Below are 17,168 nucleotides of genomic sequence, written 5' to 3'. Positions count from 1 at the left end.
TTATTTTTTAATCACACCAAGAATGGAAGTTACTATGGATCTCGCCTTTGATCGCCAGCATATCTGGCATCCCTACACATCAACGTTAACACCTCTGACCTGCTACCCAGTCACCAATGCAGACGGTGTTTACTTAGAATTAGAAGGCGGAAAACGAATTATTGATGGTATGTCGTCTTGGTGGTCAACTATCCACGGCTACAATCATCCAGAGCTAAATGCCGCTGCTCATAGCCAAATAGATAAGGTTTCACACGTTATGTTTGGTGGTATCACCCACCAGCCTGCCATCGATTTATGTAAGAAGCTTCTCAACCTAGCACCAAGTAATCTTGAACATGTATTCTTGGCCGATTCAGGCTCAGTTGCCGTAGAAGTGAGTCTTAAAATGGCGCTTCAATACTGGCATGCCAAAGGACAACCTCGCTCGAAGTTCCTCACACTCAGAGATGGCTACCACGGTGATACCTTTGCAGCGATGTCAGTGACCGACCCTGACAACTCGATGCACAGCCTCTACAAAGGCTTTTTGCCTGAACATATTTTTGCAGATTCACCGAAAACAGGTTTTTGGGAACAATGGGACGCTAACGACATAAACAGCTTCCGTGAAAAGCTAGCAACACATCATCAAGAAGTCGCAGCCGTGATCTTGGAGCCAATTGTCCAAGGTGCTGGCGGTATGCGCATCTACCACCCTGAGTTACTAAAACAGGTTCGATTGCTGTGTGATGAATTCAACGTATTGCTGATCTTGGATGAGATTGCTACCGGGTTTGGCCGCACAGGCAAACTGTTCGCTTGTGAACATGCCGATGTTCAACCTGATATTTTATGTGTTGGCAAAGCGCTGACTGGTGGCTACATGACCCTTTCAGCAACACTGGCGAGCAAAGAAGTCGCTGATACGGTATGTGGCGGTGAAGCGGGCTGCTTTATGCACGGGCCAACCTTTATGGGGAACCCATTAGCTTGTGCAGTCGGTGCGGCAAGCTTGTCGATCATAGAGCGAGGCGATTGGCAAAATCAGACTCAACAGATCGAACAGCTCTTCTCTGAATTACTGCCACCTTTACGAGAGCATGATCTTGTAAAAGACGTACGCTGGCTAGGAGCGATTGGCGTTGTTGAAACACACACACCTGTCGATATGGAAACCATTCAAGCTCATTTTGTTGAGCAAGGTGTTTGGATTCGTCCGTTCGGAAGGTTAATTTATATGATGCCTCCGTTTATTAGCGAACCACAACATATTGAGCAATTGGTCGCAGCTATCGACACTGCATTACAAAATGCTCATTGCTTTAAATAGTAATTAAATAATGCGTTTATTGTTCTGAACAAGAGCGATGATTATTTCTATATATCTTCAATAATAAATCACTTAATTAAACTTAAAGGCCTTACATAAAAGTAAGGCCTTAACTGTTTTGAAGGTAACCGTCAGTTTAACGTAATTGGCTATCTTTACTTGCTCGACGGTTAAACAATGAATGTCGATGTGCGTCATGCTCTAATATTGACTGACATTCGATACACAAACGAACGCCTTTGATCGCGAGTCGTCTTTGTTCCGGTATCTCATCACCACACTCATCACAATAACGCAAACTCTCACCACCTCGAAGGTTTCCTCTGACACGAGAGATCTCATCATCAATGGTATTTTGTATTTGCTGGCTGACACTATCGTCTCCAGCCCATCCTACGGCCATAAGCCCTCCTCTGTACATAAACGAGAAAATCTTTACCTACCGCGGTAAGAGGACATTATAGCCACATTACAATTAAGTAATAATATGCAAAAATAATAAAACACTATTACTTTTTCGTAATAATATTTAGGTGAAAGTAGTCAAAGAACGCACCAATATATTTTTCAGATAATAAAAAACCCAGCCAATAGGCTGGGTTTTCAATAATTTATGAACTCACTAAATCGTCGAACGATTAACCGATGTGCGTTACACCGCCCATGTATGGCTGAAGTACAGCTGGGATAGCAATACGACCGTCAGCTTCTTGGTTGTTCTCAAGAATAGCAACCATAGTACGACCAACAGCAAGACCAGAACCGTTTAGTGTGTGTACAAGTTCAGGTTTCTTCTCGCCTTTACGACGGAAACGAGCTTGCATACGACGCGCTTGGAAATCCCACATGTTTGAACAAGAAGAAATCTCACGGTAAGTCTCTTGTGCTGGAACCCATACTTCTAAGTCGTAAGTTTTCGCAGAACCGAAGCCCATATCACCCGTACATAGAATTACTTTACGGTAAGGAAGCTCTAGAAGTTGAAGTACTTTTTCAGCATGACCAGTTAGCTCTTCAAGCGCTGCCATTGAGTCTTCTGGCTTAGTGATTTGTACTAATTCAACTTTGTCGAATTGGTGCATACGGATAAGACCACGAGTGTCACGACCGTAAGAACCCGCTTCAGAACGGAAACATGGCGTGTGAGCTGTCATCTTAAGTGGCAGTTCAGCTTCATCAGTAATAGTGTCACGAACCATGTTCGTTACCGGTACTTCCGCAGTAGGGATAAGCGATAGAGTCTTAAGAGGTACGTCACTTACTTGCTCAGTTAGCGGGCTTGTATGGAACAAGTCTTCGCCGAACTTCGGAAGTTGACCAGTACCGTAAAGGCTATCGTGGTTCACTAGGTACGGTACGTACATTTCTGTGTAGCCGTGCTCATCAGTGTGAAGGTCCAGCATGAACTGAGCAATAGCACGGTGTAGGCGTGCGAATTTGCCTTTCATCACGATGAAACGAGAACCAGAGATTTTAACTGCGCTAGCAAAATCAAGACCGCCAGACATTTCGCCAAGATCTACATGATCTTTCACTTCAAAGTCGTAAGCCTTAGGTTGACCCCAACGAGAAACTTCTACGTTGTCGTCTTCATCTTTACCATCTGGCACTTCTGCATCAGGTAGGTTAGGAATAGACATTGTGATCGTTTCTAGCTCAGATTGAAGATCAGCCAATGCTACTTTAGCTTGGTCTAGTTCTGCGCCTAGGTTGCCTACTTCAGCAAGGATACGCTCAGCTTCTTCATGGTCGCCTTTTGCTTTCGCTTGACCAATGGACTTCGATCGAGAGTTACGTAACGCTTGTAGCTCTTCAGTTTTCATCTGAAGGGACTTACGTTTTTCTTCAAGTTCACGAATTGTCTCTACATCAAGGGTGAAGCCTCGACGTGCTAATTTTGCCGCTGTTTCATCCAGCTCAGCTCGAAGTAATTTAGAATCCAGCATTGCTAATCCTATGCTTTAGTTATTTGAATATTCAGTAGTTTGCTACTGAATCACTGCTAAACCCCTAAAACTGGTGCTATTTCGACCAATTTCTAACGATTTAATTGAATTTTTATGACTAGGTAACGATATCCAAAAAAGACTACTTTTCATAGCGTTTTTGTGGGCTTTTTGCGTCCAAATCCGCCAGATAATCTAGCTTCTCGCCAATTTTGGTCTCTAAGCCTCGTTTTGTTGGGAAATAGTATTGCTTCTCTCCCATTTCAGGAGGCAGATACTTTTCCCCAGCCGCGTAGGCTCCAGGTTCGTCATGAGCATAACGGTATTCTTGCCCGTAGCCCATGTCCTTCATCAAAGTTGTGGGTGCATTCCGTAAATGATGAGGGACTTCATATTCAGGCAGATTGTGCGCGTCTGTTAACGCTTGCTTCCAAGCTGTATAAACGGCGTTACTCTTTGGTGCACACGCGAGATAAACAACCGCCTGTGCAATCGCACGCTCCCCTTCAGCAGGGCCAATACGTATAAAACAATCCCAAGCCGACATCGCGACTTGCATTGCGCGAGGGTCAGCATTGCCAATATCTTCAGAAGCAATCGCCAGCAAGCGTCTAACGATATACAGAGGATCGCAACCTGCCGCAATCATGCGTGCCGACCAATATAAAGCCGCATCAGGGTTTGAACCACGAATTGACTTATGAACTGCAGATATTAGGTCATACCAAATATCGCCTTTATTATCAAAACGAGCGACTTTCTCACCGGCCACTTCAGCCAACAGCTGCAAGGTTATCGATTTCTCACCTTTATCGTTGTCTTCTGCCATGTCATACAGCAGTTCAAGATAATTAAGCGACATACGCGCGTCGCCGTTAACCAGTTCTGCAAGGCGATCTAAAACATTATCAGCAAAATCAGCAGGCACATCACCTAACCCACGTTGCTTATCTTCAATCGCTTGGCGGATGACGAGGGAAATATCCTCGGTATTGAGAGAAGTCAGTTTGTAGACACGCGCACGTGACAACAAAGCGTTGTTCAACTCAAAAGAAGGGTTTTCTGTCGTCGCACCAATAAAGGTCACGGTACCATCTTCGATATGAGGCAGAAAAGCATCCTGCTGACTTTTGTTAAAGCGATGGACTTCGTCCACAAACAGGATGGTTCTGCGCCCTGCTCGCTTGTTCTCACGCGCTTTTTCAATCGCAATACGAATGTCTTTTACGCCCGAAGTTACCGCCGATACGCGTTCAACTTCTGCATTCGCATAGTTTGCTGCTACTTCGGCTAACGTCGTTTTACCGGTGCCCGGAGGCCCCCACAAAATCATCGAGTGGATATGACCCGCTTCCAATGCTCTGCGAAGTGGTTTACCTGGGCCTAATATATGCTGCTGACCGATATACTGTTCGACAGTTTCCGGTCTCATACGAGCAGCAAGGGGACGAAAATCTTCGTCCCCCGCAAAATCTAAGCTGTAATTACTCAATTGCAATCTCTTGATTCGTTGATGGCATTAATGCCTATCGACGTACTACCAAACGTTCTGCTTCTTTAGGTCAGTTTCTTTGGTCGTCGACCTCGACACCTTCCGGCGCCACAAAAGTAAAACGGTCTGCTGCAGGTTTACCCAAGTCAACATTGCTAAAGGTAAACTCACCTTTTTGACCGTCTTGTTCAATCACATTAAAGCCCTGAACAATGCCTTTCTCGGTGATATTAATCTGGAAGTCACCCTGATTAGAGTCCGCTGCCGTTGGTGTTAGTGTAAATTGGTTACCTGTTTGCGCGACGTTGTAGTTATCCCAATCGCTTTCTTGGTTACGTGTAAGCAAGACAAAAGGTGTTTGCGATGTCGCTTGCTCTTGCCAATAAATACTCACTTGCTCAATGAACGGGCTGTAGTACCACAAGCTTTGGCCATCAGATACCAATAGGTTTTCATCAGGGAAAGTGGTTTCCCAGCGGAATAAGCTAGGGCGAGCAATCTCTACCGTGCCCTCGCCTTCCATGACAACATCACCATCAGGGCTGGTCACGACTTGTTTAAAGTCAGCACTAAAGCCTGCGTTCAATGCCAAACGGCTACTCAACTCTTCTTTCGGAGAAGCAAACACTGAGAAGCTCATAAATAAAAGTGCGAATACTTTTTTCATCAATAATCCTGTTAGAACATAAGTCGGTCATATTTTCGATTTGACCGACTTAATGGGTATGAGTTCCTAGTGGAACTAATCTTTTGGTGGCGCTGGTGCCAAGACTTCTCGGTTACCGTTATGGCCTGGAGCACTTACGATACCTTGAGCTTCAAGTTGCTCGACAATGCGTGCAGCACGGTTGTAACCAATCTTGAATCGACGCTGTACGCCTGAAACTGAACCACGACGTGAATGAACAACGTGTTCTACCACTTGATCAAACAGAGGATCGACCTCTTCATCACCTTCCATCTTCTCACCCGGAAGCAAGGTTTCTGGGGTTTGTTCGCCGTTAGTGATCTCATCAATATAGTTTGGCTTACCACGCGCTTTCCAGTTATTCACAACTGCGTGTACATCATCATCAGATGCAAAGGCACCGTGAACACGAGTTGTATGACTAGAGCCCGGTGGCAAGTAAAGCATATCACCCATGCCCAATAGTGATTCCGCACCACCTTGGTCAAGGATAGTTCTTGAATCCGTTTTGGTTGATACCGTAAAGGCCACACGGGTTGGAATGTTCGCTTTGATAAGGCCGGTAATAACATCCACCGAAGGACGTTGCGTCGCTAGGATCAAGTGAACACCCGCCGCACGTGCTTTTTGTGCCAAACGTGCGATCAGTTCTTCAACCTTCTTACCGACCACCATGATTAGGTCGGCAAATTCATCAACGATAACCACAATGTAAGGCAGCTTCTCAAGCAATGGGGCTTCAGGGTCCATGCTGTCGCCCGGCTTCCACAGTGGATCGTGAATTGGGTGACCCGCTTCCGCAGCCATCTTAAGCTTATCGTTGTAACCTTTAATGTTACGAACGCCTAACGCTGACATCAGCTTATAACGGCGTTCCATCTCGCCAACACACCAACGAAGGGCGTTCGACGCATCTTTCATGTCGGTTACCACTTCAGACAATAGATGAGGAATACCCTCATAAACCGATAGCTCAAGCATTTTCGGGTCGATCATGATGAATCGAACATCTTCCGGTGATGCTTTGTAAAGCATACTCAGAATCATTACGTTCACACCTACCGACTTACCAGAACCGGTTGTACCAGCAACCAGAACGTGAGGCATTTTCGATAGATCAGCAATGACGGCTTCACCAGCGATGTCTTGTCCGAGAACCACTGTCGTTGGAGATTTCGCTTCTTGGAACTGAGGGCTAGCAACCACATCTGAGAAGAATACTGTTTGGCGACTCATGTTTGGCAGTTCTAAGCCAACATAAGGTTTACCCGGAATCACCTCTACGACACGTACTGCCAATGCAGAAAGCGAACGCGCTAAGTCCATAGAAAGACCAGAAATACGGCTTACTTTCACACCCGGAGCCAGATCAAGTTCGAATCGAGTGATTACTGGACCAGGGAAAATATCAACCACATCGGCTTTGATCTTGTAGTCCGCTAGCTTAGATTCCACAAGACGAGCAATTGCCTCTAGTGCGTCACGGTCAATAAAGGTTTCACGCTTTTCAGGGTGGAATAACAATTCAAGTGTTGGTAATGGCTCAGCAGGCTTCGGTAAATTAACATCTTGTTGAACCAAGAACGGGTTCTGCGCCGCTGCCATATTCGCTTGGGCTTCAGAAATAATGCTTTGGAATGCGGCGACATCCTGATCTTGATGCGAAGACTCTTCTTCCGTAACTTCTTCCCAAGGAAGATCAACAGCTGGCTCTTGGTTTTGTGCTGTTGACTGTTCAGGCTCTGAACGTTCTTCTTGATAAGAGAAAGGTTCAAATTGCTCATCCGCTAACTCTGCATCAGCTTGCTCGGTTTCAGTCTGCTGAGCTTCAGGAGCGAAAGTCTGTTCGTCAGCCTGCTCTTCCGTTACATCAAATGGTGAAGCTTGTGCAGAGAAATCGTCTTCCACAGTTGCTTCTGGCTCACCCATTGGTGAAGCGTGTAGAGATTCTGGCTGAACATCTTCAACATCGAATTCATTCGTTACTTCTGGCGAGCTATTGACCTCTGGTTCTGCACTTTCAAGAGCCATATCAGTAGAGGTAACGTCTTGTTGCTCATTCTGCATGTATTGCTGATACGCGATTTGAGATTCATGCGCATCAACCTGTTCTTGCTCCGCAAGATCATCTTCATACATAGCGGCGTTTTCTAGCTGCTCGATAGTGGCATTAAGCTGCTTAGAACGCTCCACACCTTCTTCTAAAGGCTCCTCTGGCGCTTGGTAAACAGGTGCTACAGGGATCGACTCAGGTGCAACTTGAGGTTGGCGCTGAACCTGAGGTTCTTCTTGTTCTGAAGCTTCTTGCTTCGCTGGCGCCTCAACAGGCATGTGAATATTGTAATGGCGCTTCGGTGTCGCAGCGCTCTCTAGCGCACTTGCAGCCGCATCTGACGAATCATTGATCGCAGAAAAGCTCATTGCAGGATCTAGTGGATCATGCTCTGTTGATTCTTTGTCATCTTCTAAAGCAGGAACATCACGGTAACTCGGCTCTTGATGACGTTCTTCGATTAAATCGCGGTCTGCTGTTTCTCTTAGCTGAGGCTCTAGTAGCTCTTGATCTTGGCCACGAGCCTTATTAACAGCAGACGTGAAGAATTTGATGGCACATTCACCTAACCATTCCACAATGCTTAACCAAGAAATACCAGTTAATAGAGTAAAACCAGCACCCCATAAGAAAAGAAGAACCAGCGTACTACCAAGAACATTCAACGTCGGAAGTGCAAGGCTTGTTAAGACGTCACCCACGACTCCACCTGATGAAAAGTACCAGATGTCGTCAAAGTTAATATCCGCTAGACCACAACTAGTAAGGATTAGGATAGTCAGGCCAAGTAAGCGAGTGCCCCACAGCATAAAGTCGATCTGCTCGTCTTCATTACGTTTGCGGAATAATACCCACGCAGCAACCGTCACCAAGATAGGCAAAGGGTAAGCCAAAGAACCAAATACGAAGAAAAGTGTATCCGCCAACCAAGCACCTAGATAACCACCCGCATTTTGAATGTCACCACCCCACGCCGTTTGCGACCATGATGGGTCAGCTGGACTAAAAGTTAATAACGCAACGGCAAGTAGAATAGAGAAGAGAACACCGAGAATCAGGCTGCACTCTTTGAGACGTTGAGAACCACTCAAACGAGGAGACTGAGGCTCTTCACTCGTTTTAATGATTGTTTCTACTTTATTACTGCTCTGCTTGAACATAAACCAACTTAATAATTAAACGGGATAAAAACATCTCGAGCGGCAAAGCCGCTCGTTTCAATGAAACTACTGTTGATTTAACCATATCAAACAGAAAAACCCAATTCCAGAAAGCAAGAAAGCGGAACAAATGTCCGCTTTCTTTCATTTCACCAATTGTGACTAACGAGTTTTAATCACAAGTTGATTAGTTTGTTTCACTTCTTCCATTACAACGTAAGTTCGAGTGTCGTTTACGCCCGGTAGACGAAGTAACGTATCACCCAGTAGCTTACGGTAAGCACCCATATCAGATACACGTGTTTTTAGAAGATAGTCAAAATCACCCGACACTAAATGACACTCTTGGATGTCATCTAGTTTCTGCACAGCGGTGTTGAATTGTTCGAACACATCTGGCGCACCACGGTTCAACGTAATTTCAACAAACACTAAAAGTGAAGCATCAAGGTACTGTGGGTTCAGCAATGCTGTGTACCCAGTAATGTAACCTTGACGTTCTAAACGACGAACACGTTCAAGACATGGAGTTGGAGAAAGTCCTACTCGTTTTGAGAGTTCAACGTTTGAGATACGACCGTCTTTTTGCAACTCATTAAGAATGTTGCGGTCAATACGATCTAGTTCCTTGGACGGCTTCTTATAATTGTCTGCCATTTTTTATTCCACCTTATTACTTCCTTGCAAAAAAATATACTACAACTTTTTAATATTCAGTATCAAATTTTATCTGAACCTATCTATACTAGATATTAATTCGACAGAATTACCCTACACATAGATAAAACAACCAAAATAAAATGAGGAGTCAGGATGATCATTGGCGTACCTAAGGAAATCAAGAACCACGAATACCGCGTTGGTATGACCCCAGCTAGCGTGAGAGAACTAATCTCACACGGCCACCAAGTTTTTGTAGAAACCAATGCCGGTACTGGTATCGGTTTTTCAGACGATGATTACATCGCTGTAGGCGCATCCATTCTTCCTACTGCTGCTGACGTTTTCGCGAAAGCAGAGATGATTGTAAAGGTTAAAGAACCTCAAGCTGTCGAGCGAGCTATGCTTCGCGAAGGGCAAATATTATTTACCTATTTACACCTTGCACCAGATTTTCCACAAACTGAAGAGCTTATCAAGAGCAAAGCTGTCTGCGTAGCCTATGAGACTGTAACAGATAATATGGGTCGCTTGCCACTATTAGCACCAATGTCTGAAGTAGCTGGTCGCATGTCTATTCAAGCAGGTGCACAAACATTAGAGAAATCTAACGGTGGTTGTGGTCTTCTTCTTGGTGGCGTTCCAGGTGTTGAACCAGCAAAAGTTGTTGTTGTTGGTGGCGGTGTTGTAGGTGCTAACGCAGCACGTATGGCTGTTGGCCTTCGCGCTGATGTTACAATCCTTGACCGTAACGTAGATACACTTCGTCGTCTTGATGAAGAATTCCAAGGTCGCGCAAAAGTGGTTTATTCTACTGAAGACGCTATCGAGAAGCATGTTCTAGAAGCAGACCTAGTGATTGGTGCAGTACTAATCCCTGGTGCAGCAGCGCCTAAACTGGTTACAAAAGAGCACATCGCTAAGATGAAGCCAGGTTCAGCAGTTGTTGATGTTGCAATCGACCAAGGCGGTTGTTTCGAGACTTCTCACGCAACCACTCACGCAGACCCAACTTACATCGTTGATGACGTAGTTCACTACTGTGTTGCAAACATGCCAGGTGCTGTAGCGCGTACTTCAACTTACGCACTAAACAATGCAACACTTCCTTACATTGTTAAGCTAGCGAACAAAGGCTACCGCGAAGCACTTCTATCTGATGAAGGCTTCCTAGAAGGTCTAAACGTCATTCACGGTAAAGTAACTTGTAAAGAAGTTGCAGAAAGCTTTGACCTTGAATACGTAGATCCAGCAGAAGCTATCGCAATGTTTAACTAATGATGTAGTAACTAACTGAGCGTCAAATTTTCTCGTTGAAGCGTTCAGTTAATCCACACATTAAAAAGCCAGTCCGATTTTGTCGAACTGGCTTTTTTGTCTCTATAACACTATCGTTCGAAAGCTATGATTAGCACGCTTTCTAATAACCGCATCGTTTATCTATCGCTCTTAACACCATGAACCAACAGATTTCGAGGTGTGACACTACGTTCACAAAACTCTTCGATGGTGGCTTCGTAGCCTTGTTCTTTTAAATAAATCGCGCGATCCAACGCTAGCCATATCTCTAATGGTCGTCTAAAGACTTGCTGAACCAGGCTTAGTTTTTCCATCTCCCAGAAAAGTTGCTCCCCTTGAACAAGATAAGACTCAAAATCGGTATCCAAACGAATTGGGAGCTCTTTAATCTCTGAAGCCCATAAACAAAAAGCTTTAAAGCCCGCAGACAATTCTGATTTTTTGATGCTCGGCACGGGAATGTATTCATCAATCCCCATTTCAGCCTTGAGTAACTGACTGAAGCCTAGGCGATAACTCATCTCCAATTGGCGATGTCGCTTTACCCTTTCGCCACCAGTAACGGTTTCTTGGAGTGGAATTCGTAAATCACTCTTGCTCAATGTTAAAGCCGAGGCTTGTGCCACTGATGACATCGCTTTGTAGTTGTCGTCACGAATAAGGTGATAACAACAAGGGGATATAGTCACAGCAGGAAGCCCATGCGACACGGACTTTTTAACTAACTCAACATGGAGATCACCACAGGCATGCAGTGCTACCGCATGTTGATTGGAATTAAACACCTCATCAACACTCTCAGAAAAGGCATCACCTTGAACAAACGTCATTTCTAAACGTTGTGCATCTGCAATCTTTTGGCCGCTTTCGCACAGCGATTGTTGCCACTCGAAGCTGGTCACTTTTTGCTTCGATTGTTGAGATAAGATTCGACCAAGGAAGCCTTTACCAGAACACCACTCCAGCCACTCTTTACCATGGTGGTGATCAAGTACCGCCTCTCCCATCGACACGATTTGTTGCAACTTTCTACCTGGAATACCATCGGCAGTACCACGAGGGAGGTGGAGCCCTACCAAAGCTGTATTATCAAACTGAATATTTTGATTCGCGAGCTCTAAATCAGGAAGGAAACGAATCAGTTCCTCGGCCAACAGCTCAGGGTTTTCTTTTAAAGTTTGAATGCTTTCAATGCTTAAGTCTTCTAACCAGTCAACAAGTGGACGATTGGCCTCTTGCCATGGTTGCTGTTGAGTTTGGCATAGGTGAAAAGGCTCTGAACGCCAATAAACTTGGTGCTCTAACAAAAATGAGTCGAGAATTGTAAATCGTGAATGCATGATTCCCCCTATGGTGCGTGGATTGTAGGGGTAAGAGCTTCAAATGGAAAGGTTCGAGACAAAGAGAACTAAAAAACGCACGCCCAATAAAGCCGAAAACAAAACGGCCTGTAAATACAGGCCGAATAAGAGTCTAGCTTTAAATGAAGAGATTAACGAACAGGTAGTTCGATATCTTTAAACATCTCTTCGATCTCTTCATTAGACTTCAAAGAAATGGCTTGCTCAACTACTGGGCGAGTTAGGTGCGGCGCAAAACGCTCCATAAAATCAAACATGTAAGAACGCAGGAATGTGCCTTTTCTAAAGCCAATGCTTGTGGTGCTAGCACCAAATAGGTGACTCGCATCAATTGCAACCAAATCGGTATCTTGCTCGTGGTCAATCGCCATACTTGCGATGACACCCACACCAATGCCCATGCGAACATACGTTTTGATGACGTCCGCATCGGTCGCGGTAAACACAACACGCGGTGTTAGACCAACTTTATTGAACGCAGTATCAAGCTCAGAACGACCAGTGAAACCAAATACGTAGGTCACTAGAGAATAAGCCGCAAGATCTTCGATCGTTATATTTCGCTTCTGTGCCAGAGGGTGATCTTTGGTCACAACGATTGAACGGTTCCAGTGGTAACACGGCAGCATGATCGCATCTTGATAAAGGTGCAGCGCTTCTGTTGCAATCGCAAAGTTCGCTGTACCCTTCGCTACCGCTTCTGACATCTGGCTTGGTGTGCCTTGGTGCATGTGAAGCGATACTTTTGGATAACGCGCAGTGAAACCTTTAATCACATCAGGCAGAGCATAACGAGCTTGGGTATGAGTGGTTGAAATATTCAATGTACCCATCTCAGGATGAGTGTGTTCACCCGCTACGGCTTTAATGCTCTCAACACGAGCCAAAATCTCTTGAGAGATGCGAATGATATCCTCACCGGCTTGGGTAACCTGTGTTAAATGCTTACCGCTACGCTCAAAAATCTGAATGCCTAGCTCGTCTTCAAGTAATCTAACTTGCTTACTAATGCCTGGCTGAGATGTGTACAAACTCTCTGCTGTAGCTGAAACATTTAGGTTATGGTTTACAACCTCAACAATGTACTTCAGTTGCTGTAACTTCATATCTAACCTCGTAATCCTTTACTCATTTCTGTGCTAACTTATTTGCAAAGAGAGCGTTATAGTCTCGTGTAATATAATTAATAGTTATAACGCTTCAAACACAAAAATGACAGAAAAATTGAGTTTTTCTAGCTTAACAAACAAAAACATCACTAACGCTTTGCAACCCAACCCTCATTCTCATACATTAGTGGGTAAGTTTTGATTGCCGATTTCGCTCAACAAGAGATAATCAGAAATTGCAATTTACGAGTGCCGATACACAATGGAATCGTGTATCCTCTCAGGTTAGCTATAGAAAATAATAAGCAGACTCAAATATATGAATATTGGTTTAATAATCGCCTTAGTAGCCGTTCTTTTGGTGTTAGTTTTAGGCTACAACATCATGCTTCAATATAAAGTTAAGGTAGAAACAGCGAAGAAACAGGAAGCTTCTCGTTATCTAACCATTATTGACGGTACAGAAGAACTGATTGGCAACGCTCATCACATGCCGTTTAGCCAAGATCTTCTTGTGTGCTTAAACAATCGGATTCTTGATGCATTAGAAAACATGTATCAACTCGATCCAAAAAATAAGCAACTTGCCCAACGCATTGAAAGCGTAAAACAACAGATCACTCAGCTCAAAGAGAACTACAAAGGTGGTGAGAGCACAGTTTTCCGCGTACCAAGTAGTGACAAGCAAGCAATCATGATGCTAAAGCTCGTTAAGCGCCTACGTGATACAGTCCGTAACGAACACAATAAGGGTCGCTTCGAGACTCAAGCTTATGTGGTTGAAAACGCTCGTCTAGAGACAATTCAAATTCGTATCAACATTGAAAACGTTATCAAACGTGCAAACGACTCGATTTCTCGTGGGCAACCGGGAACAGCAATTCAGTTACTGCGTAAAGGTATCGATGCGCTAGCAACCAAAAATGATTCGTACTCTAATCAAGCAAAAGAAAAGCTACAGCAGATGCTCGACGAGCTTGATCAAAAACGCCAAGATAAGAACGCTCAAGATTTACAACAGATCGAATCTAAAGAGCGAGAAGACGATATGGATGCCCTCTTCGGTCAAAAGAAAAAATGGTAACAGTCTAACTCAACAATTAAAGGCCGCCTTATTTACATTAAATAGGCGGCCTTTTTTATAGCTGTTGAATTTCCTTTCTCTGTATAGGGAGATCTCTTGAGCTGTGATAAAATCCCCGCATTATCAACAAACTTTCCCTGACCATGTATCAAGAACTACTCGCTCCAATCCACTCTTTTCTGAAAGCAGAAACGCCAGATTCATGGATAGATGAAGCCAAAAAGCCTGAAAATCTGCACATCATTCTACGCGATCACATGCTGTGTGAACTTAAAGCAGCACAGAGTGCCTTGTTCCTTATCCGCAAGTACGCAGTTGATAAAGAAAGTGCGAAACAACTGAATGAATGGATTTTGCCATACGAGCAATTTGCTTACCGTCGTATCGGAGACTTAGAGTCTCTGCGTGGTAAAAGCAACGTATCCAAGCAAATCACAGCGAAAGAAGGCTGTAATTACGGTGCTGATCTGATCGATAAGATGGTACTGCTGATCAAAGAAGAGCTGCATCACTTCTACCAAGTCATGGAGTTGATGGAGAAGAAAGGCGTAACTTACCAGCCAATCGAGGCGGGTCGTTATGCTAAAGGCTTGATCAAACAAGTTAAGACTTACGAGCCTGATGCTCTGGTTGATAAGCTTATCATCGGCGCGTTTATTGAAGCTCGCTCTTGTGAACGATTCGCTAAATTGGCTCCTTTCTTGGAAGAAGACATGGAGAAATTTTACGTGTCTCTACTTCGCTCAGAAGCTCGCCACTACCAAGATTACCTTGAGCTAGCAGAACAGATCGCAGGTAAAGATATTTCAGAGCGTATTGCTCATTTTGCGCAAGTAGAAGCGGAACTTATCACTTCAGAAGACAGTGACTTCAAATTCCATAGTGGTGCTCCAGTTTAAACTCTGTGCAGAGAATTCATTCCAGTTTAGACTAATCCGGACAAGACAATTAAGGCCAGCAATATGCTGGCCTTTGTTATTTATATCTCGAGCTAAATATAAACTTAAGCTAGCGTACCGTTGATCTCTGCAAGTACAGCAGCTGGGTCAATAGCTTGAGTAATAGGACGACCAATAACAAGGTAGTCTGACCCCGATTCAATCGCTTTAGAAGGGGTCATGATACGCTTCTGGTCACCAACATCAGCGCCTACAGGACGAATACCTGGAGTCACTAGTTTGAACTCCTGACCAAGTGCGCCTTTAAGCAAAGAAGCCTCTTGTGCAGAGCATACAACACCGTCTAAGCCAGAGTTCTTCGTTAGAGAAGCTAAGCGCATCACTTGCTGCTGTGGTTCAAGATCCAAGCCAATACCCGCTAAGTCAGATTGCTCCATACTGGTTAGGACAGTTACGCCGATTAGCAACGGGCGATCTTTACCATACGGTTCTAAGATTTCGCGAGAAGCCGTCATCATGCGCTCACCGCCACTTGCGTGTACGTTCACCATCCATACACCTAGTTCAGCGGCAGCGCGGACTGCCTTTGAACATGTGTTCGGGATATCGTGAAACTTAAGGTCTAAAAATACTGAGAAACCACGCTTATGCAATTCACGAACAAATTCAGGGCCAAACAGAGTAAACATCTCTTTGCCCACTTTTAGGCGGCAAGATGCTGGATCAATACGATCAACAAAGGCTAACGCATCCGCTTGGTTGTCATAATCCAAAGCTACAATGATTTTTTGGTCGTTCATTTCATCTCCTAACGCAGTTAACTTTCTAAAAATTTCAATCACCAAATCAGGTGATAAATAACAGTCATAAAAATGCAGCCCGAAAGCTGCAATTAATAATTTGGTCTTAAAATGACCACAAATCTATTCACCATCAAGCCCACGAATAGGCTTGATCGTTCCCCACCCCTTACATGAAGGGCAGTGCCAATACATTGAATGTGTTGAGAAACCACACTGACGACAACGATAATGGGGCTTAACCTTAAGTTGTTCACCAACCATAGACTGAAGTGTGGTTAAGCTGTCTTTCGCTCGACCTTCTTCAGCTTCCGCTAGGTGGTAATCAATTAATCGATAAAAACCTTTCATGGTTGGGTTTTTAACAAGCTGCTTGGTCAGTAGCTCTTGCGCAGAGCCTACATCTTCATGGTGAGCAACCAATTGCGCCAGCATCAGTTCGGCAGATACACCGGCTTTCTTCTGTATACACGCTTTCAGGAACTCGACCAGTTGAGCTTCTTGTCCAAGTTTGTGGTAACACTCAGCAAGAGTTGGCAACACCTCACTGATAAAATCGATATCTTGTTCGAGTACCGACTCCAGACAATCAATTGTCTTTTGGTAATCTTCATTCGCTAAGTGGAACTTACCTAAAGCAATACTTGCACGAACACATTTAGGATCTTCAGAAAGCGCCTTCTTGAAGTGCTGAAGTGCTTTAGAGCGATTGCCATCAGCTTGCTCCTGCATCGCAAGTTCACACCAAAAATGCGCTACTGTCGCACGCATTTTCATTTTCTTCTTACCAAGCTTAACGAGGATATTTCCGTAATGGATAGCCTTATTCCACTCTCGAGTTTGCTGATAAATAGCAACTAACTGCTGCAAAGCGCCCTCTTTGTGGTCGGGTTCTTCTACAAGCTGTTCAAAGATTTTTTCGGCGCGATCAAGAAAACCAGAGACCATGTAGTCTTTAGCTAATTGTTGCAGTGCGAGATTTTTCTGGTCGAGAGTAAGCCCCGAACGAGAGATAAGATTTTGGTGAATTCGAATAGCGCGGTCGACTTCGCCTCTTGAGCGGAACAAGTTGCCCAAGGCTAAGTGAGTGTCGATGGTCTCATTGTCTACTTGAAGTAGCTCAATAAAATGATCAACCGCTTTGTCAGATTGGTCTGACAGTAATAGGTTCAAACCCGTCACGTATTGACGGGAGATCTGGTGTGATTGTTTTTGTTTTTCTTGCTGAGCATTACGATTACCCATATACCAACCATAAGCGGCTGCGATAGGCAAAAGTAAGAACAGTAACTCTAACATCAAATA

The 17,168-nt window shown here is 44.4% G+C and carries 14 protein-coding genes; 4 read left to right on the top strand and 10 right to left on the bottom strand.

Features of this window, described 5'->3' with window-relative positions; all coding sequences use genetic code 11:
* Positions 1 to 34: 34 nt before the first annotated feature.
* Positions 35 to 1,312, top strand: coding sequence for an adenosylmethionine--8-amino-7-oxononanoate transaminase (gene bioA, locus BCV39_RS03045; protein WP_102431575.1), 1,278 nt, complete (start codon positions 35 to 37; stop codon positions 1,310 to 1,312).
* A 136-nt stretch (positions 1,313 to 1,448) separates the two neighbouring features.
* Here the strand turns inward: bioA and BCV39_RS03040 are convergent, their stop codons facing one another.
* From BCV39_RS03040 to lrp, 6 genes are all read right to left on the bottom strand, one after another.
* Positions 1,449 to 1,715: a DksA/TraR family C4-type zinc finger protein gene (locus tag BCV39_RS03040; protein WP_048658302.1), complete on the bottom strand. Its 267-nt coding sequence runs from the start codon at positions 1,713 to 1,715 to the stop codon at positions 1,449 to 1,451.
* A 235-nt stretch (positions 1,716 to 1,950) separates the two neighbouring features.
* Complete coding sequence (serS, locus tag BCV39_RS03035; RefSeq protein WP_048658298.1) at positions 1,951 to 3,258, bottom strand: serine--tRNA ligase; 1,308 nt, start codon at positions 3,256 to 3,258, stop codon at positions 1,951 to 1,953.
* Positions 3,259 to 3,400: 142 nt separating this feature from the next.
* Positions 3,401 to 4,756: a replication-associated recombination protein A gene (locus BCV39_RS03030; protein ID WP_241902269.1), complete on the bottom strand. Its 1,356-nt coding sequence runs from the start codon at positions 4,754 to 4,756 to the stop codon at positions 3,401 to 3,403.
* 64 nt (positions 4,757 to 4,820) lie between these two features.
* Entirely contained in the window at positions 4,821 to 5,417 is a 597-nt protein-coding gene (gene lolA / locus BCV39_RS03025) for an outer membrane lipoprotein chaperone LolA (protein ID WP_048668726.1), read from the bottom strand.
* 75 nt (positions 5,418 to 5,492) lie between these two features.
* On the bottom strand, positions 5,493 to 8,651 hold the full coding sequence (locus tag BCV39_RS03020; protein ID WP_102431450.1) for a DNA translocase FtsK 4TM domain-containing protein: 3,159 nt from the start codon (positions 8,649 to 8,651) through the stop codon (positions 5,493 to 5,495).
* A gap of 162 nt (positions 8,652 to 8,813) precedes the next feature.
* Positions 8,814 to 9,308: a leucine-responsive transcriptional regulator Lrp gene (lrp, locus tag BCV39_RS03015; protein ID WP_004734558.1), complete on the bottom strand. Its 495-nt coding sequence runs from the start codon at positions 9,306 to 9,308 to the stop codon at positions 8,814 to 8,816.
* A gap of 156 nt (positions 9,309 to 9,464) precedes the next feature.
* Between lrp and ald the strand changes: the two genes are divergently transcribed.
* Positions 9,465 to 10,589, top strand: a complete 1,125-nt coding sequence (gene ald / locus BCV39_RS03010; protein WP_017060246.1) for an alanine dehydrogenase — start codon at positions 9,465 to 9,467, stop codon at positions 10,587 to 10,589.
* Positions 10,590 to 10,747: 158 nt separating this feature from the next.
* On the opposite strand, the gene BCV39_RS03005 is transcribed toward ald, so the two are convergent.
* Together BCV39_RS03005 and cysB are read right to left on the bottom strand one after the other, a co-directional pair.
* Positions 10,748 to 11,950 carry a methyltransferase gene (locus BCV39_RS03005; protein ID WP_102432598.1) on the bottom strand — a complete coding sequence of 401 codons (1,203 nt, stop codon included), beginning with the start codon at positions 11,948 to 11,950 and terminating at the stop codon, positions 10,748 to 10,750.
* Between the two features lie 152 nt (positions 11,951 to 12,102).
* A complete protein-coding gene (gene cysB, locus BCV39_RS03000) occupies positions 12,103 to 13,077 on the bottom strand; it encodes an HTH-type transcriptional regulator CysB (protein ID WP_017060244.1) in 975 nt (324 codons plus the stop codon).
* A gap of 322 nt (positions 13,078 to 13,399) precedes the next feature.
* On the opposite strand from cysB, the gene BCV39_RS02995 reads away from it, so the two are divergent.
* Together BCV39_RS02995 and miaE are read left to right on the top strand one after the other, a co-directional pair.
* On the top strand, positions 13,400 to 14,164 hold the full coding sequence (locus BCV39_RS02995) for a hypothetical protein (protein WP_048658294.1): 765 nt from the start codon (positions 13,400 to 13,402) through the stop codon (positions 14,162 to 14,164).
* Positions 14,165 to 14,307: 143 nt separating this feature from the next.
* The gene (gene miaE, locus BCV39_RS02990; RefSeq protein ID WP_048658293.1) at positions 14,308 to 15,063 is read left to right on the top strand and encodes a tRNA isopentenyl-2-thiomethyl-A-37 hydroxylase MiaE; all 756 of its coding nucleotides are present in this window, start codon (positions 14,308 to 14,310) and stop codon (positions 15,061 to 15,063) included.
* A 104-nt stretch (positions 15,064 to 15,167) separates the two neighbouring features.
* Here the strand turns inward: miaE and pyrF are convergent, their stop codons facing one another.
* Together pyrF and lapB are read right to left on the bottom strand one after the other, a co-directional pair.
* Positions 15,168 to 15,863 (bottom strand): orotidine-5'-phosphate decarboxylase, encoded by a 696-nt coding sequence (gene pyrF, locus BCV39_RS02985; protein WP_017078954.1) that lies wholly within the window; start codon positions 15,861 to 15,863, stop codon positions 15,168 to 15,170.
* Between the two features lie 123 nt (positions 15,864 to 15,986).
* The gene (lapB, locus tag BCV39_RS02980) at positions 15,987 to 17,162 is read right to left on the bottom strand and encodes a lipopolysaccharide assembly protein LapB (RefSeq protein ID WP_016769333.1); all 1,176 of its coding nucleotides are present in this window, start codon (positions 17,160 to 17,162) and stop codon (positions 15,987 to 15,989) included.
* Positions 17,163 to 17,168 lie beyond the last annotated feature (6 nt).

The sequence above is a fragment of the Vibrio sp. 10N.286.55.E10 genome, assembly GCF_002872555.1.
Taxonomy (GTDB): domain Bacteria; phylum Pseudomonadota; class Gammaproteobacteria; order Enterobacterales; family Vibrionaceae; genus Vibrio; species Vibrio crassostreae.
Note: the sequence above shows the minus strand (reverse complement) of the source record. Positions and strands in the feature narration are given on the sequence as shown.